The sequence below is a fragment of the Pseudomonas sp. FP2335 genome (assembly GCF_030687535.1).
GTDB lineage: Bacteria > Pseudomonadota > Gammaproteobacteria > Pseudomonadales > Pseudomonadaceae > Aquipseudomonas.
Genome location: NZ_CP117437.1, coordinates 2,283,690 through 2,304,241, shown reverse-complemented (window position 1 = coordinate 2,304,241; position 20,552 = coordinate 2,283,690). Strand labels below are relative to the sequence as shown.

The 20,552-nt window shown below is 63.6% G+C and carries 21 protein-coding genes and 1 pseudogene; 8 read left to right on the top strand and 14 right to left on the bottom strand.

Annotated elements, in window-relative coordinates:
• Positions 1-9: 9 nt before the first annotated feature.
• Both PSH81_RS10425 and PSH81_RS10420 read right to left on the bottom strand, forming a co-directional pair.
• Positions 10-555, bottom strand: coding sequence for an RNA polymerase sigma factor (locus PSH81_RS10425; protein WP_192300946.1), 546 nt, complete (start codon positions 553-555; stop codon positions 10-12).
• Positions 552-1,178 (bottom strand): secretin and TonB N-terminal domain-containing protein, encoded by a 627-nt coding sequence (locus PSH81_RS10420; protein WP_305392763.1) that lies wholly within the window; start codon positions 1,176-1,178, stop codon positions 552-554. Before PSH81_RS10420 ends, PSH81_RS10425 begins: the two co-directional genes overlap by 4 nt.
• A gap of 216 nt (positions 1,179-1,394) precedes the next feature.
• On the opposite strand from PSH81_RS10420, the gene PSH81_RS10415 reads away from it, so the two are divergent.
• The gene (locus PSH81_RS10415) at positions 1,395-1,706 is read left to right on the top strand and encodes a hypothetical protein (RefSeq protein WP_305392452.1); all 312 of its coding nucleotides are present in this window, start codon (positions 1,395-1,397) and stop codon (positions 1,704-1,706) included.
• Positions 1,707-1,862: 156 nt separating this feature from the next.
• A pseudogene (locus PSH81_RS27520) lies at positions 1,863-1,972 on the top strand (manganese efflux pump); the annotation flags it as partial.
• Positions 1,973-2,046: 74 nt separating this feature from the next.
• Here PSH81_RS27520 and PSH81_RS10405 read toward each other — a convergent pair.
• A complete protein-coding gene (locus PSH81_RS10405) occupies positions 2,047-3,114 on the bottom strand; it encodes an NAD(P)-dependent alcohol dehydrogenase (RefSeq protein WP_226457379.1) in 1,068 nt (355 codons plus the stop codon).
• 147 nt (positions 3,115-3,261) lie between these two features.
• Here PSH81_RS10405 and PSH81_RS10400 point away from each other — a divergent pair, with 147 nt between their 5' ends.
• Positions 3,262-4,080 (top strand): alpha/beta fold hydrolase, encoded by an 819-nt coding sequence (locus PSH81_RS10400; RefSeq protein WP_192300930.1) that lies wholly within the window; start codon positions 3,262-3,264, stop codon positions 4,078-4,080.
• Between the two features lie 59 nt (positions 4,081-4,139).
• On the opposite strand, the gene PSH81_RS10395 is transcribed toward PSH81_RS10400, so the two are convergent.
• Together PSH81_RS10395 and PSH81_RS10390 are read right to left on the bottom strand one after the other, a co-directional pair.
• Positions 4,140-4,535, bottom strand: coding sequence for a DoxX family protein (locus PSH81_RS10395; RefSeq protein WP_305392451.1), 396 nt, complete (start codon positions 4,533-4,535; stop codon positions 4,140-4,142).
• A gap of 83 nt (positions 4,536-4,618) precedes the next feature.
• Positions 4,619-5,494 (bottom strand): LysR family transcriptional regulator, encoded by an 876-nt coding sequence (locus PSH81_RS10390; RefSeq protein WP_192300928.1) that lies wholly within the window; start codon positions 5,492-5,494, stop codon positions 4,619-4,621.
• Between the two features lie 112 nt (positions 5,495-5,606).
• Here PSH81_RS10390 and PSH81_RS10385 point away from each other — a divergent pair, with 112 nt between their 5' ends.
• Positions 5,607-6,839 carry a YbfB/YjiJ family MFS transporter gene (locus PSH81_RS10385; protein ID WP_305392450.1) on the top strand — a complete coding sequence of 411 codons (1,233 nt, stop codon included), beginning with the start codon at positions 5,607-5,609 and terminating at the stop codon, positions 6,837-6,839.
• Positions 6,836-7,822, top strand: coding sequence for an NAD(P)H-quinone oxidoreductase (locus PSH81_RS10380; RefSeq protein ID WP_305392449.1), 987 nt, complete (start codon positions 6,836-6,838; stop codon positions 7,820-7,822). The genes PSH81_RS10385 and PSH81_RS10380 overlap by 4 nt, the downstream gene beginning before the upstream one ends.
• Before the next feature lie 169 nt (positions 7,823-7,991).
• Here PSH81_RS10380 and PSH81_RS10375 read toward each other — a convergent pair whose 3' ends face one another.
• Complete coding sequence (locus PSH81_RS10375; RefSeq protein ID WP_226457375.1) at positions 7,992-9,113, bottom strand: alkene reductase; 1,122 nt, start codon at positions 9,111-9,113, stop codon at positions 7,992-7,994.
• 79 nt (positions 9,114-9,192) lie between these two features.
• The gene (locus PSH81_RS10370; RefSeq protein WP_192300924.1) at positions 9,193-9,870 is read right to left on the bottom strand and encodes a type 1 glutamine amidotransferase domain-containing protein; all 678 of its coding nucleotides are present in this window, start codon (positions 9,868-9,870) and stop codon (positions 9,193-9,195) included.
• Between the two features lie 157 nt (positions 9,871-10,027).
• Here PSH81_RS10370 and PSH81_RS10365 point away from each other — a divergent pair, with 157 nt between their 5' ends.
• A complete protein-coding gene (locus PSH81_RS10365) occupies positions 10,028-10,972 on the top strand; it encodes a GlxA family transcriptional regulator (protein WP_226457373.1) in 945 nt (314 codons plus the stop codon).
• On the opposite strand, the gene PSH81_RS10360 is transcribed toward PSH81_RS10365, so the two are convergent.
• Positions 10,950-11,456: a GNAT family N-acetyltransferase gene (locus PSH81_RS10360; RefSeq protein ID WP_192300922.1), complete on the bottom strand. Its 507-nt coding sequence runs from the start codon at positions 11,454-11,456 to the stop codon at positions 10,950-10,952. The two genes, PSH81_RS10365 and PSH81_RS10360, sit on opposite strands and share 23 nt — an antisense overlap.
• Positions 11,457-11,634: 178 nt before the next feature.
• On the opposite strand from PSH81_RS10360, the gene PSH81_RS10355 reads away from it, so the two are divergent.
• The gene (locus tag PSH81_RS10355) at positions 11,635-12,507 is read left to right on the top strand and encodes an undecaprenyl-diphosphate phosphatase (protein WP_226457372.1); all 873 of its coding nucleotides are present in this window, start codon (positions 11,635-11,637) and stop codon (positions 12,505-12,507) included.
• A gap of 150 nt (positions 12,508-12,657) precedes the next feature.
• Here PSH81_RS10355 and PSH81_RS10350 read toward each other — a convergent pair whose 3' ends face one another.
• From PSH81_RS10350 to PSH81_RS10330, 5 genes are all read right to left on the bottom strand, one after another.
• Positions 12,658-13,620 carry a Dyp-type peroxidase gene (locus tag PSH81_RS10350; protein WP_226457371.1) on the bottom strand — a complete coding sequence of 321 codons (963 nt, stop codon included), beginning with the start codon at positions 13,618-13,620 and terminating at the stop codon, positions 12,658-12,660.
• A 50-nt stretch (positions 13,621-13,670) separates the two neighbouring features.
• Positions 13,671-14,489, bottom strand: a complete 819-nt coding sequence (locus PSH81_RS10345) for a sugar phosphate isomerase/epimerase (RefSeq protein ID WP_226457370.1) — start codon at positions 14,487-14,489, stop codon at positions 13,671-13,673.
• Position 14,490: 1 nt separating this feature from the next.
• Complete coding sequence (locus PSH81_RS10340) at positions 14,491-15,690, bottom strand: NAD(P)/FAD-dependent oxidoreductase (protein ID WP_305392448.1); 1,200 nt, start codon at positions 15,688-15,690, stop codon at positions 14,491-14,493.
• A 2-nt stretch (positions 15,691-15,692) separates the two neighbouring features.
• The gene (locus PSH81_RS10335) at positions 15,693-16,013 is read right to left on the bottom strand and encodes a MocE family 2Fe-2S type ferredoxin (protein WP_017735293.1); all 321 of its coding nucleotides are present in this window, start codon (positions 16,011-16,013) and stop codon (positions 15,693-15,695) included.
• A gap of 75 nt (positions 16,014-16,088) precedes the next feature.
• The gene (locus PSH81_RS10330) at positions 16,089-17,222 is read right to left on the bottom strand and encodes a fatty acid desaturase family protein (RefSeq protein WP_225595723.1); all 1,134 of its coding nucleotides are present in this window, start codon (positions 17,220-17,222) and stop codon (positions 16,089-16,091) included.
• Positions 17,223-17,383: 161 nt separating this feature from the next.
• Between PSH81_RS10330 and PSH81_RS10325 the strand changes: the two genes are divergently transcribed.
• Positions 17,384-18,433, top strand: a complete 1,050-nt coding sequence (locus PSH81_RS10325; protein WP_226457367.1) for a LacI family DNA-binding transcriptional regulator — start codon at positions 17,384-17,386, stop codon at positions 18,431-18,433.
• A gap of 24 nt (positions 18,434-18,457) precedes the next feature.
• Here PSH81_RS10325 and PSH81_RS10320 read toward each other — a convergent pair whose 3' ends face one another.
• Positions 18,458-20,419: a sigma-54-dependent Fis family transcriptional regulator gene (locus PSH81_RS10320; RefSeq protein ID WP_305392447.1), complete on the bottom strand. Its 1,962-nt coding sequence runs from the start codon at positions 20,417-20,419 to the stop codon at positions 18,458-18,460.
• Positions 20,420-20,552: the final 133 nt, after the last annotated feature.

Here is a 20,552-nt window from a genome sequence, read left to right as displayed (position 1 = left end):
GACTCGACACTAAGACGGTTTTCCGGCCCCGGGACCGAACCGCTGAATCACTTTTCTTTCCAGACGCTTGGCGCAATGGCCAAGGGCGGCCTTGATTTCCTTCTCGACCATGCGCGTGGAGATGCCGAAACGCTGGGAAATTTCCAGGTGCGGCGCTTCTTCCAGGCGGGCGGCGATCAGGATTTTGCGCCGGCGGGCCGGCAGCTCGTAGAGCGCCTTGACCAGGGACTGGATCTCACGCTGGCCCCCCACCACCCGCGACGGGTCCTGGGCTTCGTCGGCGGTTTGCAGCAACTCTTCGACCTCGCTGCCGGTGAGCAGCCGGGCGTCGGCCTGGCGGCGGTCGGCGGCGATGTTCAGGGCCATGCGGTACAAGTAGGCGTTGGGTTGCGCAAGGTTCGGCGGCATGTCCATGCGGTCGACCCGCAGGTAGGTTTCGTGCAGCACGTCGTTGGCCAGGTCCTCCGAACCCAGGCGCTTGCGCAAACGCACCTTGAAGTCTTCATAGGACGCCAGGAACAAGCTGACCATCGTGCTGTGCCCGGTATTTTTCATCCGCCCGAGGCTCCCTTCGCTGCTGTGCATTCCATGCGTGTTCCTGTTGTGTCGGGCATCAAAAGTAAAGTCACCGGCTGGCGCAGCGAGCTGGGCGCCGGGCGTTCGACCCGCGCCGCACCCAGGTTGCGCACCAGTGCTTCATCGCGTTGTGCTTCGCCGGTGGAGCTGACCAGCCGGCTGTATTGGATCACCCCGTTCGGGCTGACCCACACCTGGACCAACGCCCGGAAACTGCCAGGCCGGGTCAGCGGCGAACGGCACAGGCTGGCCTCGATGGCTTGCTGCAAGGCGGTGGCATAGCTGTTGTTGATCCGCGCTGCATTACGCCGCGCGGGGGTGTGACTGACCTCGGGCACCTGCAAGGTGAACGCGTCACTGCGCGCATAACGCGCCATCAGGCCACTCCCGGTGAGCAACATCGCCAGTGCCTCCTGCGCCGTGAAGCGCCCATGCACGCCGATGGAACGCCGACCCCGGGTGAGTTCGCGATCAACCAGCACCGCCATGCCGGTAGCGCGGCTGTAGGCTTGCAGGGCGTGTTCCAAGTCTTGGGGCGGCAGGTCCAGCAGCAACGCTGGCTCTGCCTGTGCGGACGCCGCCCCCGTCAGCAGCAACAGCAGGACCCAGGCGCAAACGGCGCGCCTCCAGCCCCCCTGTTCACCTCCCGCTCTGCATCGCTGCACGGCCGACGTGTCCTCGAAAACCGTCATCCTGAGGCCAGTTTATGAACCTGATGTTACGGTGATAGCAAAAAAAACATCACGGTGACGACAAGCCCGCTGCATTACACTTTCAAACCTAACCGGCCCACCCCTCGGGCCTGCCAGGAGGCCCCGATGAAGCTAGTCCCGACCCTCGCCAGCCTGCTGCTGTGCACCGCCCTGCCCCTGCTCGCCCATGCCGACAACGCGGCACGCACCTGCACCGAGGTGTCGGTGGATGGTTACAAGGCGCCCGACTATGGCTGCCTGAGCCAACAGATGGGCGGTGACACAGACGCGACCAGGGCGGCGAAGAAAAACCGCGAGGCGCAACAGATCCCGATCGAAAAACGCCCGCCGAACGCGGTGGGTCTGGCCACCCCGGCCGCCACGGGCGTGCGCATGGGCAATACCTTCGGCAACTCGGTCAAGCCGCAACGGCCTTGAGCCTTTTGACGAAATAATCATCTTTGCCTGCCTATGATCGCCCCCCTCGTTGGGGAGTAACCGTGTCCACCGACGCCTTCGCGGCGGCCTGATCTTTGGTGTGATTGAAGCCATCACACCGATGATCGGCTGGGCCATCGGCCATGCCGCCACGCGCTGGGTCGAAAGCTGGGCACCGTGGTGGGCAAGCGTGCGGAGATGGTTGGCGGGGTGTGGTGTTGATGCTGGTGGGTGCGACGATTCTGTATGAGCACTTGTCGGTCTAAGCAACAGCGCTGAGCAAACATGTGGAAGCCCGCTCCCACATTAAGCCCGCTTCCACCTGGGACTTACGGTGTTACTAGGCAGCGTTGCGCTCTTTTTTCAGGCTGTCCATATCGATCACAAAGCGGTATTTCACATCGCCCTTGAGCATCCGTTCATACGCCTCATTGATGCCCTGGATGTCGATCATCTCCACATCCGAGACAATCCCATGCCTGGCACAGAAATCCAGCATGTCCTGGGTCTCTTGGATCCCGCCGATCAACGAGCCCGCCAGGCTGCGGCGCTTGAAGATCAGGTTGAACACCGACGGCGACGGGTGCGGGCTGTCCGGCGCGCCGACCAGGGTCATGGTGCCGTCACGCTTGAGCAGGTTGAGGAAGGCATCGAGGTCGTGGGGCGCGGCGACGGTGTTGAGGATGAAGTCCAGGCTGTTGGCGACCTTGGCCATCTCGTCCGCGTTCTTTGACACCACCACCTGGTCGGCGCCCAGGCGCAGGCCGTCTTCGCGTTTGTTTGGCGAGGTGGTGAACAAGGTCACGTGGGCGCCCATGGCGTGGGCGATCTTTACCGCCATGTGGCCCAGGCCGCCGAGGCCGACCACGCCGACCTTCTTGCCGGGGCCGACCTTCCAGTGGTGCAGCGGCGAATAGGTGGTAATGCCGGCGCACAGCAGCGGCGCCACGGCCGCCAGGTTGGAATCGTCGTGGGAGATGCGCAGCACAAACTTCTCCTTGACCACGATGCTGTCGGAGTAGCCGCCAAACGTGTTTTCGCCACCAAATACCGGGCCGTTGTAGGTGCCGGTGAAGCCGTTCTCGCAGTACTGCTCTTCGCCCTCGGCGCACGACGCGCAGTGTTGACAGCTGTCGACCATACAACCGACACCGGCGAGGTCGCCGACCTTGAAGTGCTTCACGCTAGCGCCCACCGCCGTGACGCGGCCGACGATTTCATGGCCCGGCACCGACGGGTACAGGGTGTTGTTCCATTCGTTGCGCGCGGTGTGCAGGTCGGAGTGGCAGACGCCGCAATAGAGGATGTCGATCTGCACATCCTCGGCCCCCGGCGCGCGGCGTTCGAAGGTGTAGGGCTTGAGGGCATCCTTGGCGTTCTGCGCGGCGTAGCTGTAAGTCTTGGCCATTTCGTTCACCTGTGTGATCGGACAGTGGAAGTCAGTGGACCAGCATAGACGCTGAACCGTTCAACCGAGCACACCCGTACAAGCCCTTTGTCCGGTTTCACGCAATAGTGAACTACAGTTCTCTTCCCACCCACCCAGGAGTTTTCCATGAGCACATTCGTTGCCAAAGACGGCACCCAGATCTACTTCAAGGATTGGGGCAGCGGCCAGCCCGTGTTGTTCAGCCACGGTTGGCCGCTGGATGCGGACATGTGGGAATACCAGATGGAGTACCTGAGCAGTCGCGGCTACCGCACCATCGCCTTCGACCGCCGTGGCTTTGGCCGCTCGGACCAGCCCTGGACCGGCAATGACTACGACACCTTTGCCGACGACATCGCGCAGTTGATCGAACACTTGGACCTCACAGACGTGACCCTGGTCGGCTTCTCCATGGGCGGCGGCGACGTGTCGCGCTACATCGCCCGCCATGGCAGCGCCCGTGTGGCCGGCCTGGTGCTGCTGGGCGCGGTGACGCCGATCTTCGGCCAGCAAGCGGATTACCCCCAAGGCGTGCCGCTTGATGTATTTGCCGGGTTCAAGGCCGAGTTGCTCAAGGACCGTGCGCAATTCATCAGTGATTTCAACACGCCGTTCTATGGCCTCAACAAGGGCCAGGTAGTCTCCAACGGCGTGCTGACCCAGACCTTGCAGATCGCGCTGATGGCGTCGCTCAAGTCGACCGTGGATTGCGTCACCGCCTTCTCCGAAACAGACTTCCGCCCGGACATGGCCAAGATCGACGTACCGACCTTGGTGATCCACGGTGACGGCGACCAGATCGTGCCGTTCGAAACCACCGGCAAAGTGGCCGCCGAACTGATCAAGGGTGCCGAGCTGAAAGTCTACAAAGACGCGCCCCACGGCTTTGCCGCGACCCACGCCCAGCAGTTGAACGAAGACCTGCTGGCCTTCCTCCAGCGCTGAACCTGGGTCAACAGCCTACCTGTGGCAAGGAAGCTTGCTCCCTCGCCACAGGCAATGCGCTACGTGTTGACTGCCTGGCGTTGGCCCAACGCCAGGCGCCCCGGCCCGCTGATCAGCAACGTGATGAAGATGATCAGCAACAACCAGCCAAACTGCGCCTCGAACAGCGTCCACTCGGGATGCACCACCAGCAACGCGATCAACAGCACCGCAAGAATCGGCAGGCACGCCAGCCGCACCAGCACCCCGGCAATGATCAGCAACGGGCACAGCACCTCGGCAAAAATCGCCAAGGCCAGGGTGATAGGCGCACCGAGGTTGAACGGGTCTTCGATCAGCTTCAACTGCTCGCTGTAGTTGAGCAACTTGGGCAGGCCATGCACCCACAGCAAAAACAACGCCCCGCTGGCCCGCAGGAACAACAGCCCCAGATCCTGATACTTTGATTCGTGCATATGCGCTCCGGTGTGAGTTGACCTTCTGTCGCGGTCGATTCTGTCGACAGGCGCGCGCGCACGCTTGCAAGCCTGTGCTGACCTCACTCCCCCGTGCCGGCAAACGCCGCGACGATTTCATCGATCACCACCCGCACCCGTGCGGTGTGGCGCAGATCGGCGTGGGTCACCAGCCATACGTCGTAGGGCGTCGGTCGCGTGCGCTGCGGCCACAGGCGCACCAGGCCGTCGCGCTCACCGCTGGCCACCGGGATTTCACCGATGCCGATGCCGGCGGCAATCGACCGGCGCACCAGCAGGCTGGAACTCAAGGCGGCGACAATGCGCCCACGGCCCAGCGGCTCGGACACCAGCGTCAGGTCCTTCTGGTGTTGCAGATAGGGTTGATAGACCACCAGATCGTGGCCGTCGAACAGGCTGCCGGGCTCGGGCACACCGTGACGCTCGACGTAGCCTTGGGAGGCAAACAAGCCCACCGGCCAACGGGCGATGCGCCGGGCGATCAGGTCGGGGTTGTCCGGGCGCGTGTTGCGCACCGCGATGTCGGCTTCCCGCTTGGCCAGGCTGAGGATCTGGGTGGACGCGTCCAATTGCACGCGTACGTCGGGGTGTTTGTCGTGCAAACAGGCGATGGCCGGGATCAGGAAGTCGATGGCCAGGGAGTCGGTGGTGCTGACCCGCACAGTGCCGGTCAGGCGCTCATCCAGGCCCTGGATCTGGCGTTGCAGATCAAGGGCCGAGCGTTCCATTTTTTCCACCGAGAGCAAGGCCGCCTCGCCAACGGCGGTCAGTGCGTAGCCCTCGGAGGTGCGCAGGAACAGCGTCGCGCCCAGGGATTTTTCCAGGGCATTGACGCGCCGGCCAACGGTCGCCTGGTCCACCCCCAGCACCCGCGCCGCCCCGCGCAGCGTGGATTCGCGGCAAACCGCGAGGAATACCCGTGCATCGTCCCAATTCATGCGTTTCTCCAGTGCTGCATATATGCATCAGTATGAAGCTTAATCGCAGCATTATTGCATCTATAATCCTGGCTATGCTGGGCGCCAGAGAAAAATACCCAGGACCGCCCCCATGCATGACCTCCACGCTTGTGCTCGTCGCTCGATCTGGCTGCCGATCTTCGCCGGCCTGTGTGCCAGCCTGGTCAGTATTGGCCTGGCACGTTTCGCCTACACGCCACTGATCCCAAGCCTGATCCAGGCCCACTGGTTCAGCGCCAGCGATGTGGTGTACCTCGGCGCCGCCAACCTGGTGGGCTATTTGATCGGTGCGCTGATCGGCCGGCCCCTCGCCCAACGGACCTCCAACACCACCGCGTTGCGCCTGATGATGGTCGCGGTGACCCTGGCGTTCTTTGCCTGCGGCTTTCCGTTGTCGGTGGCCTGGTTCTTCGGCTGGCGCCTGCTGTCGGGGGTGGCCGGTGGCGCGATCATGGTGCTGGTGGCGGCGACGGTACTGCCCCATGTCCCGGCAGCGCGGCGGGGCTTGGCAAGCGGTGCGATCTTCCTCGGGATCGGCCTGGGGATTGCCGGTTCAGGCACCCTCGTGCCGCCGCTGTTGCGCCTGGGCCTGCAGCAGACCTGGTTCGGCCTCGGCCTGTTGGCATTGGTGCTGACCGCCGCAAGCTGGTTGGCATGGCCCCACGGCACGCAGCAGGACCCCGCACCACCGGCACACGCGCCGCTACCCACCCCCGCCGGTGTGTACCTGTTGTTTGCCCAATACGCCTTTATGGCGGCGGGCCTGGTGCCGGCCATGGTGTTCCTGGTGGACTACGTGGCCCGTGGCCTGGGGGATGGCCCGCAGGTCGGCGCGATGATCTGGGTGATGTACGGGCTGGGCTCGATTATCGGGCCGGTCACCTATGGGTACCTGGCTGACAAACTCGGGGCCCGCGCCAGCATTCGCCTGGTCCTGGTGGTGCAGGCGCTGGCCGTCGGGCTATTGCCCTTCGCCAGCTCGTTCACCGCCCTGGCGCTGTTGGCGGTGATCCTTGGCTCGTTCCCACCAGGCATCGTGCCGCTGGCCTTGGCGCGGGTGCATGAATTGCTGCCCGACCATCACCAGCAACAGCTCGCCTGGAGCCGTGCAACGGTGTCGTTCGCGACATTCCAGGCGCTGAGCGGGTTTGCCTATTCAGCCTTGTTCAACAGCAGCGGCGGCGACCATGGGTTGTTGTTCATGATTGCAGCCGGGGCGATCGTGGTCGCGCTGATGCTGGAACTGGGTATGTTGCAACTGAACCGCCGACCGTTCGCTACGGTCCCAACCCATACGCTTACCGCTACAGGACTTGCAAAATGACCCTGCCTACCGACATGACCCTGATTGAAATCACCACTCCCGGCGGCCCCGAAGTGCTCAAGCCACGCCAGGTCCCCGTGCCCACCCCGGGCGCCGGCGAAATCCTGATTCGCGTGCACGCCGCCGGGGTCAACCGCCCCGACGCCTTGCAACGCGCGGGCAAGTACCCGATGAAGCCCGGCATGAGCCTGATTCCCGGCCTGGAAGTGGCGGGTGAAGTGGTGGCACTGGGCGACGGGGTCAGCGCCTTCGCCCTCGGCGACAAGGTTTGCGCCCTGACCAACGGCGGCGGCTATGCGCAATATTGCGCGGTGCCTGCCGGCCAGGCGTTGCCGATTCCCGAGGGCCTGTCGTGGCTTCAAGCCGCCGCGATCCCGGAAACCTTCTTTACCGTGTGGGCCAACCTGTTTGGCATCGGTGGCGCGCACAAGGGTCAGCGCGTGCTGATCCATGGCGGCACCAGCGGCATCGGCACCACCGCGCTGATGTTGTGCCGCGAATTCGGCATCCAGGCATTTGCCACCGCCGGCAGCGCCGAGAAATGTGCGGTCATCCGCGACCTGGGCGCCGAGGCGATCAATTATCGTGAGCAGGACTTCGCCGAAGTGATCGGTGCCCAAGGCGTGAATGTGATCCTCGACATCATGGGCGCCTCGTACCTCAACACCAATCTCAAGGCCTTGAGCATGGATGGCCGCCTGGTGATGCTGGGCTTTCTCGGCGGCACCAAGGCCAATGACGTGGACTTGCTGACCATCCTCGGCAAACGCGCGATTGTGACCGGCTCACTGCTGCGCACGCGGACTGCGGATGAAAAAGCCGCCATCGCCGCACAACTGCGCGAACACGTGTGGCCGGCGCTGTCAGCCGGGCGTTGCCTGCCGATGATCGATCAGGTGTTTGAGTACACCGACGCCGACAAGGCCCATGCGCGGATGGAAGGTGGGGAGCATATCGGCAAGATTGTATTGCGGGTGATCTGAACCAGCACAAATCCAATGTGAAAAGCAGGCTTGTGTGGGAGCGGGCTTGTGTGGGAGCGGGCTTGCTCGCGAAGACGGTGTATCAGACACAAATACTTTGACTGAACCACCGCTTTCGCGAGCAAGCCCGCTCCCACATTTGATTTGCTGTGTATTGAAGGCCGCCGTTTTAACGGTAAGTCGGGTAATCGATATAGCCCTGCTCCGACCCCCCGTACATGCCTTCGACCCGCAGCGGGTTCAGCGGCCAGCCATTGAACAGGCGTTGCGGCAGGTCCGGGTTGGCAATGAATGGGCGGCCAAACGCGATCAGGTCCGCCAGCCCCGCTTGCACCAGTTTCTCGCCACGCTCGGCGGTATAGCGTCCGGCGTAGATAATGCGGCCGCTGAAGCTGTCACGCAGCGCACGCCGGAAGCTTTCCGGCAATTGAGGTGCGTCGTCCCAATCCGCCTCGGCAATGGAAACGTAGGCGATGCCCGCCGCTTCGAGCATTTTGACGGCTTCGATGTAAGTGTGATGTGGGTCTTCTTCCACCAGGCCGATGTACACGCGGTCCTGGTCGGTGCCACTGAACAACGGCGAAAAACGCACGCCCAGTCGATCCGCCCCGACCGCATCGCTGACCGCCGCGACAATCTCGCGCAGGAAACGCAGGCGGTTATCCAGCGAACCACCGTATTCGTCATCGCGCTGATTGGAATGGGCCGAAATGAACTGGTTGACCAGGTAACCATTGGCCGAATGAATCTCCACCCCATCGAACCCCGCCGCCATCGCGTTGCGCGCGGCCTCGGCATACAAGCCGACCAGGTCCTTGACCTCTTGCGTATCCAACGCACGCGGTACTGGCGGTTGCACCAGTTCACCAGCGCCCGGCGCGGTTTCGATGAACGCCTTGACCTGTTTCGGCTGGATCGCCGACGGCGCCACCGGAGCTGCGCCGCCTGGCTGCAACGCGTGATGGGAGACGCGCCCCACATGCCACAGCTGAGCAAAGATCACCCCGCCGTCAGCATGCACGGCGTCGGTGACGGTGCGCCAGCCATCGACCTGCGCCGCGTTGTAGATCCCCGGCGTCCACGCATACCCCTGGCCACGGGGCTCGATCTGCGTGCCCTCGCTGACCATGAAGCCGGCCGACGCACGCTGGCGGTAATACTCGGCCATCAAGGCGGTGGCGATGTCACCGGGTTGGGCGCTGCGCTGGCGGGTCAACGGCGGCAGCACAATGCGGTTGCCCAGTGTGTGCCGACCCAGTTGCAGTGGGGTGTTGAGAATATTGTCTGTCATGTGCGGTTTTCCAAATCCTGGACGAGCAAAAGCCTTGGCGACTCCTCGGGAGCCGCCAATCAAAAGGTAATGAATGAACTTACGCGGTGAGTTTCAGCAGCGCCTTGGCCACATCGCTGGAGCTGCCCGGGTTCTGCCCGGTGACCAGCAAACCATCGACGATCACAAAGGATTGCCAGTCGGCGCCCTTCTCGTACTTGCCGCCGAGTTTCTTGAATTCGTCTTCAACCAGGAACGGCACCACATCGGTCAATTCCACCGCGGCTTCTTCCGAGTTGGAGAAGCCGGTGACGCGACGCCCCTTGATCAGCGGCTCACCGTTGACTGCCTTGACGTGACGCAGCACACCCGGTGCGTGGCAGACGAAACCAATCGGCTTGCCGGCGCGTTCGAAGGACTCGATCAGCGCGATTGACACCGGCGACTCCGCCAGGTCCCACAACGGACCGTGGCCGCCTGGGTAGAACACCGTGTCGAAATCGGTGGCGTTGACCGCATCCAGCTTCAACGTATTGGCCAAGGCCTGCTGCGCGGCCGGGTCGGCGGCGAAGCGGTGGGTCTGTTCGGTCTGGAAGTCCGGCAGGTCGCTGACCGGGTCCAGCGGTGGTTGCCCGCCGGCCGGGGATGCCAGTACCACCTCGGCACCGGCGTCCTTGAACGCGTAATAGGGTGCCGCAAACTCTTCGAGCCAGAAGCCGGTCTTGCGGCCGGTGTCTCCCAACTGATCGTGAGAGGTCAAAACCATCAATACTTTCATTGTCGAGTGCCTCGGGATGAGTGTGGGTTGAAGCTTAGGAGCCTGGGTTGCACGGCACAACGTCATATCCGCAAGGTTTTCGGACATGCACGGTGGCGGTTGCCGTTTGCCCGCCGCGCGCGGACAATTCCACCTCCCCTGCCCTTGGAGAGATGCGATGCACAGCGTGGCGCTGCTGGTTTACCCGAATTTTGAGTGCCTGAGCCTCAGTGTCGGCTCGGTGTTCGAGTGCGCGAACCTGCTACGTGGCGAGCCGGCCTACGAGTTTCACCTGGTGTCGGAGCGAGGCGGCGCGGTGATGACCTCCCAGGGGTTCTCGGTGAACACCACGCCGATCCGCGCCGAAGGCTATGACACACTGATCGTCGGCGGCTACATGGAGTTCCGCCTGCCGGAGGCCAACCTGCTGGAATTGGTCAAGGCCGCTGCCGTCCAATCGCGGCGTGTTGCATCGCTGTGCATGGGCATTTTCGTGTTGGCCGACGCCGGCCTGCTGGAAGGCAAGCGCACCACCACCCATTGGATTCACGCCCCGGCATTTCGCAAGCGCTACCCGCAGATTCAATTGGAAGAAGACCGCTTGTTCGTGATCGACGGCCAGATCTGGACCGGCGCCGGCATGAGCGCCGGCGTGGACATGGCCCTGGCCATGGTCGAGAACGACCTGGGCAGCGACCTCGCGCGGCGCATCGCCCGCAAACTGGTGATCGCCCAGCGGCGCGGCAGCGAACAGTCGCAGCTGTCGGCCCTGCTGGAGCTGGACCCCAAGTCAGACCGCGTGCAACTGGCCCTGGCCTATGCCCGCGAAAACCTGACCCATGATCTGTCGGTGGACGCCTTGGCCGATGTCGCACGGCTCAGCCCACGCCAGTTCAGCCGGGTGTTTCGTGAAGAAACCGGCCAGACCCCGGCCAAAGCCATCGAATCGCTGCGGGTGGAAGCCGCGCGGACGCTGATGGAGACCAGCCGCCACCCGGTGGAAGTGGTCGCCCGCGAAACCGGCTTCGGTGATCGCGAACGCATGCGCCAGGCCTTCCTGCGCGCCTTCGGCCAGCCGCCGCAGGCAATGCAGCAAGCGTTTAATGCAGCGCCACCCGCGTGATCAGGTAGTTCACCAACTGCGGTTCGTCATCCAGTTCAAGCAGTTGCACCGGGCGCGGCAGGTTATCCAGCACCGTGCGCCAGAACGCCTGGGACACTTCGTCCTGGTCATAAAAACGCACCAGCCAGTTGGATGCGCCACTGCACAGCACCTGGGTGGCGATAGCGCGCCCGATGCCTTTGCGCCGGTAGCGCTTGAGGATAAACAGGTCAGCCAGTTCCAGCGCATCAATGCCGGGCAACTCGCTGCCTTCGATCAGCAGGAAGCCGGCGATAAAACCATCCACCAACAACAGGTTGGCGCTCCACTGCGGGTCTTGCCAGTAGCGCGCCAGGTGTTCGTCATGGATGTAGAAACGGCCGTCCCCTTCGACATCTTCCTGTTCCCAGTCCGACGACTCATAGGCGTAGTACTGGTAGAGATTGCGGATCAGCTCGGCGGCTTCGGGGCCGGTCTGGATCAGTTCGACGGTGGTTTCGGACATGGGGCTCTCGGTGAAAAAATGCAGGGCGCCATTGTTCACAAAACCTTCGCGCAGGCCAATACATTGTCCAACCTTTCTGTTTGCTGAACCGATTGCGGATTTACCCTGCCCTGGCCAAATTCCTGAAACATTTAGAATAGACTTCGCGCAAATCCCCCTTTTCTCAAGGACACGCACCGTGACCAACGTCTGTTCCGCCGGCCTGGATGTGGGCTTTGCCTCCCTGGACTACTTGCAGATCTTCATCCTGGGCGTGATCCAGGGCATTACCGAGCTGCTGCCGGTGTCGTCCACCGCCCACATGCGCGTGGTCCCCGCCCTGCTCGGCTGGCAGGACCCAGGCTCGGCGTTTTCGGCGGCAATGCAGTTGGCGGCGCTGGCGGCGGTGGTCAGCTATTTCTGGCGCGACGTGCGCCAAGTCACCACCGGCAGCATCGGCGCAGTGCGTCGGGGCGACTACAACGACCGCTGGTTCAAGCTGGCCGTGGCGATTGTGCTGGCGACGATTCCCATCGGGATTGCCGGGTTGGCGCTGTCTTCGACCTTGAACGCATGCAACTCGCCGTTGCGTGGGTTGATGGTGATCGGCATTTCCTGCGTGGTCATGGCGGTGCTGCTGGCCGTCGCGGAAGTACGCGCACGCCACACCCGGGAGATGGGTGAGATGCGCCTGCGCGATGCGTTGATCGTCGGCATTGCGCAGATTGGGGCTTTGATTCCGGGGGTATCGCGCTCGGGTTCCACCCTCACCGCCGCACTGTTCCTCAACTTCAAGCGTGAAGAAGCGGCGCGTTTCTCCTTTCTGCTGGGCCTGCCGGCCATTGCCCTCGCCGGGTTGAAGGAGCTGTGGGTACTGCTGCGCGCCGACTTGCCCGCGCATGCCTGGCCGCATCTGTTGTTTGGCCTGGTGGTGGCGAGCGTCTCGGCGTTTTTTGCGATCTGGGGGCTGATGAAGTTTTTGGAGCGGTTCTCAACCTGGCCGTTTGTGATCTACCGGGCGTTGTTGGGGGTATTTCTGATTGTGGCCGTGAGCACTGGGCTGTTGAGCTAACCCAATTGCGAAAGCACATGAAATCTAATGTGGGAGCGCGCTTGCTCGCGAAAGCGGTGGATCAGTCAACCTATTCAGCGACTGGCACACCGTCTTCGCGAGCAAGCCCGCTCCCACAAAAGCCCGCTCCCACAGTTGGACTGAGTTGTTTTAGAGGCCGCCGCTTCGCTCGGCCAATTCTTCCAGCAGGTCAGCCGACGGCACAAAAAACAACCCACCCGTCACCGCCGTACTGAAATCCAGCAAGCGGTCATAGTTGCCTACCGGCCGCCCGACAAACATATTCTCCAGCATCAATTCCAGCGGCTGCGGCGAGCGCGCGTAGCCGATGAAATAGGTGCCGAACTCCCCCGCCCCAGGCCGCCCAAAGGGCATGTTGTCGCGCAGGATCTTCACCTCATTGCCGTCCTCGTCGGTAATCACCGTCAGCGCACTGTGGGCGTTGCTAGGCTTGGCCTGGTCATCCAACTCGATATCCGCCAGCTTGGTGCGCCCGATCACCTTCTCCTGGGCCTCCACCGTCAGGCCGTTCCAGGCGTTCATGTTGTGCAGGTACTTCTGCACCAGCACGTAGCTGCCACCGCGGAATTCGCTGTCCTCATCACCGACAAGGGTGAAGCCTTCGGCCTTGCGCCCCACCGGGTTCTCGGTGCCGTCGACAAAGCCGATGATGCTGCGCATATCGAAGTAGCGGAAACCCTGGACCTCATCCACCACCTTGACGCTATCCCCCAGCGCCGCCATCAACTGGGTGGCCAGTTCGAAACACAGGTCCATCTGCTCGGCGCGGATATGCAGCAGGATATCCCCCGGCGTCGCGACGGCCATGCGCCCTTGCACCCCAAACTCGCGAAACGGATGCAGCGCCGCCGGGCGTGGCGCACCGAACAGCCGGTCCCAGGCATCCGAGCCAAACCCGCAGACACAGGTGAGATTGCCGTCCGGCACGCGCTTGCCCACCGAGCGCACCAACCCGGCGATGTCGGCGCACCAGGCGCGCACCGTATCGACATTGCCGGGCGTCAAGGTAGCGACCATGAAAATTGCGCTGCGGGTGATCGGGTGGCACACCGACTGCGGTTCCAGAGGTGGCAAAACAGAGGATGGGGTCATGGTGAACGTCCAGACTAAAGGGCGAGATTAAACTCGCGCAGATTAGCAGATCATTTCTGACAGTTGCGCCACACTTCGCGGATCAACGCTTGCAGCTTCAAGGCCTCGCTCCAGCGATCACTGATCTCGCGACCGTCTGCGCCGGTGATGGCATACGGCGGCGGGCCCAGCTCGCAGGTGAAGGACAGGCTGTGCGGCGTGTCGGGCCGCGCCAGCCAGTCTTCGATCCCGTAGCGCCACCACTCGGTGAAGCGCTGCACCCAGGCTTGGTGCTGGGGAAAGTCCAGCGAAACCTGCACCTGTTCACTGCTCGCCACACGCCCATGAAACCCCCAACTATGGCGCAGGATCGTGCGGATCTGTTCATCGTCTTCCACGGCACCCGGCTCCGGCAGTTCGCGCCCGACCACGTAGTGGGACAGGTCGGCCAGCAGTTGCAAATCCGGCATTTGCGCGAGCAGATCGAGGGTGAAGTGCAGGTCGTTGGTCAGCCGATAACGGTGGGTTTCCAGCAGCACCGGAAAGTCCACCTGCTCGGCCAGACGCTGCCAGCCTTCAACCAAGCGTGCCGCCTCGGACTGCGTACGCGGGCGCACGTCGGCCTGCAAAGTGAGATGGTGACAGCCGTAGCGGCTGATCACATCCAGTGCGGCGGCCAGGTCATCCACCGATTGCGGGAACAGTTGGCCCTCGATCTGCAAGCCCCTGGCCGCGGCGGCGGCGTGCAGGCGGGCGACATCGGCGGGCTTCCAGTAGTGGTCGGTGATGCCGTCGAAACCCGCAGCTTTGATGCGGTCCAGTTGCACTTCCAGAGGGCCGGGCTCGGTTTGCATCGCCCACAGGGATTGGAATACCAGGAATTGGCGCATCTCAGCCTCGCAGCAACTGTTTGAGGGATACTTCGGGGTCGGCCAGGCTGGCCGTGTCGAGCGCGATACGCGCGCCGATCAGGCGTTCGCAGAGCTTGATGTCCTTGGCCGCGCCGTTGCCGGGCGCCCAACCGCAAGCGCCTTGCATGCGGGACTCGGCGTCCAGGTAGAACAGCAACAGCGCGCCGCCGGGCAATGGCCGAGTGACCACAGTCGGCGTCATCACGCCCACGGTGAGCAAGCCCCAATCGTATTGGTCGGACCAGAAACCGGGCAGCGCATCGAAAGGCAACTGGCGCCCGAGCAGATTCAACGCCGCATGCCGCCCCTGGGCTTCGGCATTGCGCCAGGTTTCCTGGCGCTGGTACAGGCCGTCGAGGCGGAACTCACACACATCGCCCGCCGCATAGATATGCGCCGCGCTGGTGCGCAACTGCGCATCGACACGAATGCCCTGCCCCACTTCCAGCCCGGCCGCCGCCGCGAGTTCGATGTTCGGCTGCATGCCGATACCCACCACCACCAGGTCGCACGGCAACAACTGCCCATCGACCAACTGCACGGCATCGGCCTGGATCGATTCCAGTGCCACGTTCAAGCGCACATCCACCCCGTGCTGGCGATGCAACGCCAACAGCGCCGCCGAGATCACCGGCGGCAATACCCGCCCCGCCAGGCGCGGCCCGGCTTCCAGCAGCGTCACCTCGCAGCCCAGGCCACGGGCGGTCGCCGCCACTTCCAGGCCGATAAACCCGCCACCGACCACCACCAGCCGTGTGCCGGGCCGCAGCGCGCTGCGCAAGGCCAAGGCTTCATCGTGGGTGCGCAGGTACAACACGTTGGCCTGTGCCTGGGGCAAACGCCGCGCCCGGCCGCCGGTGGCCAGCAACAGGCCGGCGTAGGCCAGCCACCGGCCGTCGGCGAGTTGCAGGCGCTGTTGCTCGGGCTGCAAATGAGTCACCGGGTTGGCGGCGATATGTTCGATGTTCAACGCGGCCAACCGCTCGCGGTCGCACAGGCTGTAGCCGGCCAGGTCCACGCAGCCTTGCAGCAACCCCTTGGACAGCGGCGGCCGTTCGTAGGGCAGGTGCGGTTCATCGCCGATCAGGATCAGGCGTCCGGTGTAGCCTTCTTCGCGCAGGGTCAGCGCCGCACGGCCGCCGGCATGGCCGGCGCCGACGATGATCAAGGGTGCGTTCATCGTCACACCGTGACGGCGAGCAACACCCGCCCCGCTTCGACCCGTACCGGGTAGGTCTTGAGGTTGACGCACACCGGCGCGCCCATGGCTTTGCCGGTACGGTAATCAAAGCGTCCGTTGTGCTTGGGGCATTCGATCACGTGGTCCATCACCAGGCCGTCGGCGAGGTGGATTTTCTCGTGGGTGCACAGGCCGGCCGTGGCAAAAAATTCATTCTCGGCCGAGCGATACACCGCGTAGGTGTGTGCGCCATGGTCGAAGCGCAGCACGTCTTCTTCGTCAATTTCGCCCACGGCGCAGACGTCGATCCATTGATCGTTCATGGTAGTTCCTCGTGGTGAACGAGCTTGTTGTAGTGAGCGCGCTTGCTCGCGCAGAGCTGCGAAGCGGCCCCAGGATCAGCTATCGGGATTTGTCTGAAAAAACGCGGGGGCGTCATTGGGGCTGCTTCGCAGCCCAGCGCGAGCAAGCTCGCTCACTACAACAGGCGCGCCGGGAATCGGGCGTTGGATGAAGTAGGTGGGGTCGCTGCGTTGCTTCCAGATCGTCGGCAGGATTTCCTTGTAGGCCTCGAAAAGGTTGGCGTACGGCGGCGGGCAGTCACCGCGGATCTCTGCGTGCAGTTGCTCGAGGGCGTGGTACGGCACCATCGGGTACATGTGGTGTTCGAGGTGGTAGTTCATGTCCATGTAGATAAAGCGCAGCACAGGGTTCATGTAGATGGTGCGGCAATTGCTGCGGTGGTCGAGCACATCTTCGGCGAGGCCCACGTGTTGGGTCAGGCCGAACAGGTAGCCGAGCCAGGCACCGTAGATGCTCGGCAAACCGATCAGCATCAGCGGCAACCAGCTGTGCAGGTACAGCGCGGTGCCGATGACCACCGCGTAGATCGCCAGCCAGACACGGGCGGCGCGGAATACCTTGGGCCACTCGGACTCAGGAATGAAGTCGGCCTCCTGGGCACTCATCTTGCCGGCGGCGTGACGCGCCACGCCGCTGAAGGTTTTCCAGGCCAGGGGCAGGTTGAACAGGCTCAGGCACATCATCAGAAAGCTCGGCGGGCGCGGCTCGACGATCTCCGGGTCGCGGCCGACGACGATGGTGTCGGTGTGGTGCCGCGCATGGCTCCAGCGCCACACGTGGGGCTCGAAGATGCACATGAAGCTGGCGACCTGGTAGAGCACGTCGTTCATCCAGCGGGTCTTGAACGCGGTGCCGTGGCCGGTCTCGTGCCAACGCGGGTTGGACGCCGTGCCGTAGAGCACGCCATACACCATGAAGAACGGCACGCAGGCCCAGGAGCCCCAGAACCAGTAGCCGCCAAAGCCACTGGCAAACAGCGCGACGAACCACAGGGCGGTGTCGCGCAAGGCCGGGCCGTCGCGGCGTTGCATCAGTTCTTTCATGCGTTTACGGGAAATCGGTGATTGATACCAGCTGGCCGAGACCAGGCCTTTTTCAGCGGCGCGGGCGGCTTCGGGGCCAGTGAGGCTGTAGTCGCGCCGGGCGGTGTGAGCGGTGTGTTCAGGCATTGTTATTGTTCTCCGCAAGCGTGGGGTTCAGGTGCCTTGCCAAACCCACGATAGAGAAGCGCTAAATCGCCCTCAAGGCCTTGAATCCATTCCCTATCAAGCTATCATCCAGGCCCAGCGGGGCTTGATAGTTTTCTATCAAGACGCATCAAGGGCTTGCCATGAACAACCATAAACGCCCAACCATTGCCACCGTGGCCGCCCAGGCGGGCCTCAGCGTGGCCACCGTCGACCGGGTCTTGAATGCGCGTGCGCCGGTCAATCCCGATACCGCCGAGCAGGTGTTCCAGGCGGCCGAAGCCGTAGGCTATTTCGCCGCGCGGCTGATCGGCCAGCGCATTCGCGAACGGCGGCCGACCTACCGTTTCGGCATCCTGCTGCTGGCCACCGCCCAGGCGTTCTACGCCACCCTGGCGCAGTCGATTGCCGAGGCGGCGCAGCAACACGCCGGGGCCAACCTGACCTGCCAGTTCGAGTACATCGTCGAGCGCACACCGAGCGTGATCGCTGCGCAGATCGAACAACTCGCGGTGCAGTGCGACGGCCTTGCCGTGGTCAGCTTCGCCCATCCACTGATCAATGCCACGTTGGCGCAGATCCGCGCCGCCGGCGTGCCGGTGGTGGCGCTGCTATCGGACATCCACGAACAAGCCCTTGAGCCCTACGTGGGCCAGGACAACCACGTGGTCGGCCGCACCATGGGCTGGTTGCTCGCGCGCACCTGCGGCGCCCGCAAAGGCAGCGTCGGGATCTTGCTCGGCGGCCACCGTTTCCTCGGCCACCAGGCCCGCGTCGAAGGCCTGCACAGCTACCTTGCCGAACACGCGCCGGGGCTCAAGCCGTTGGAGCCGCTGATCAACCTGGACAACTGCGACATCACCGAAGAGGCCACCCTCGACCTGATCACCCGCCACACCGACCTGCGCGGCCTGTGCGTGGTGGGCGGCGGTGGCGACGGCATCATCAGCGCCCTTGCGCAACTGCCCAAGCGCCCGGCGCTGTGCTGCATCTTGCAGGAGTCCACCGAGCTGTCGCGCCAGGCGTTGAGGCAGGGGTTGATCGATGTGGCGATGGACTCGCAACCAAAGCTGACGGCCACGGCGCTGGTGCAATTGATGGTGGAGTTGCAGACCGCCGAGGCGTTCGATCCGGTGCGGCATCGAGTGCACATACCGCCGCAGATTGTCACCTCGGAAAACATCTGCACCTGACACACAGTTTGATCGGTGCGAGGCTCAATGATTGCGAAAATCCGCGGCATTCAGGCCGAACCGGCTCATCTTGTTGTACAGCCCGCCCCGCGACACATTGAGTTGCCGCGCCGCCAGGCGGATGTTGCCGCCGGTGCTCTGCAGCGCGGCGACGATGGCGTGCATCTCGAAGCTGCTCAGTTGCTGGGCAGGTGGCGGCTCGGGCAATCGCATGGGCGTGCGCGGGCGGGTGTCCAGGGGCAAATCAATCGGCTGGATCAACTCGCCCATGGCCAGGTTGGTCGCGCGCTCGATGCTGTTTTCCAGCTCCCGCACATTGCCCGGCCAGCTGTAGGCCGTGAGCAACGCCAGCGCATCCGGCGCAAACCCCTGCACCGATTTACGCAATGAGCGAGCACAGCGCGTGAGGAAATGCCGTGCCAGCAAGGGAATGTCTTCGCGGCGCATGCGCAACGGCGGCACGGTCAGGTTCAACACGTTGAGGCGGTAGTAAAGGTCTTCGCGAAATGCGCCTTCGGCCACCGCCTGGCTGAGGTTGCGGTGGGTCGCGGCGATGATGCGCACGTCGACCTGCCGCGAATTTTTCGCGCCGACACGGGTGACTTCGCCCTCCTGCAATACCCGCAACAGGCTGACCTGGGCATCGAAGGACATGTCACCAATCTCATCCAGAAAAATCGTGCCGCCATCCGCCAACTCGAACTTGCCCGCCGAACCGCCCCTCGTCGCGCCGGTGAATGCCCCTTCGACATGCCCGAACAGTTCGCTTTGCACCAGGTCACGAGGGATCGCGCCGCAGTTGACCGCTACGAACGGGCCGTTGTGGCGCTCGCTCGCGTTGTGGATCGCCTGGGCGAACAGCTCCTTGCCGGTGCCGCTTTCACCGAGGATCAGGGTGGTGGCGTCACTGCGACTGGCGATGCGCCCCAGGTGCAGCGCGTCCTGGATCGCCCGCGAGCTGCCCTGGATGGTGTCGAAGGTGTAGCGGGCCTGGGTGCTGATGATGCGCCGGGTGATTTCGCGGATACGCCGGTTCTCGCGCAGCGACACGATCACCCCGCCCTGCTCCAGCGGGCACACCGAGACCAGGCAGGCGAGCTGGCTGCGGTCGTGCAGGTGGAAGGTGCAGTCGAGGTCGCGCACCGGCTCACCCAGGGAGTCGCTCAATTCACTGTGGCCCAGGTGCTGGAACGGGCGGCCGATCAGCTCCAGGCCGACCCCGAACAATTGCCGGGCATAACGGTTGAGCGCCTTGATGCAGCCGCGTTCATCCAGCACCACCAGGCCTTCGTTGAGCACTTCGAGGACGGTTTGCTGTTCTTCCAGCAGCGCTTGCAGGGCCATCTGCCGCGACACGGCTTCGGCCGCCGCTTGCACGGTGCCCAGGGTGTGGAAGTGAAACCAGCCGGGCTCGGCGGTGAGGGTCAGCATGGCCAGGGTCGTGCCCTGGGCATTCTTGATCGGCGCGGCAGCGCAGTGCATGCGCCGCTCGCGCAGGCCGCTGGCGAAATTTTCTTCGGCCAGCACGTACACCAGACGATCCTCGGCCAGGGCCAGGCCGGTGCAGTTGGTGCCTTGCACCGACTCCAGCAGGCGGCTGCCCACCGGGGTGATGTCCAACCCGCAGAAATACAGAGTGGTGCCGTCGGCGTCGGTGAGGTTGATGTGCCCACGCGGGTTGTAGGCCAACAGGCCGTGCATGACTTGCGCGGCGGCGGTGATCAGCACGCGGTGGGCAGCCAATGTGGCGGCCAGGGCGTCGGCGCCGACAAAACGATAGCTGGCGTCCGCCGGGTCGATCCCCGCCGCGACGCTGCGCCGCCATGAATCCCAGATCACCTGCCGTACCGCCGCCGGGCGTGCGCCTTCGCCGCCCTGGCAAGCGCGCCACGCCTGCTCCAGCGCCGCGACGGGGCCATCGTTCAGCGCGGCGGGCCCCAGGGCGGTGAGGTAATCGAGGTCTTGCACGCTGAACGTCATGCTCATGGGGAGGGGTCCGTGTTCATAATTTCGACATGTCAGTATAGGCATGTCATTTAAATCAACACATTTTGTTTATTAGTAATAATTAATCGTTAACTATCAACACGTTACAAATTGGCACAAGCTTTGCTCTTAC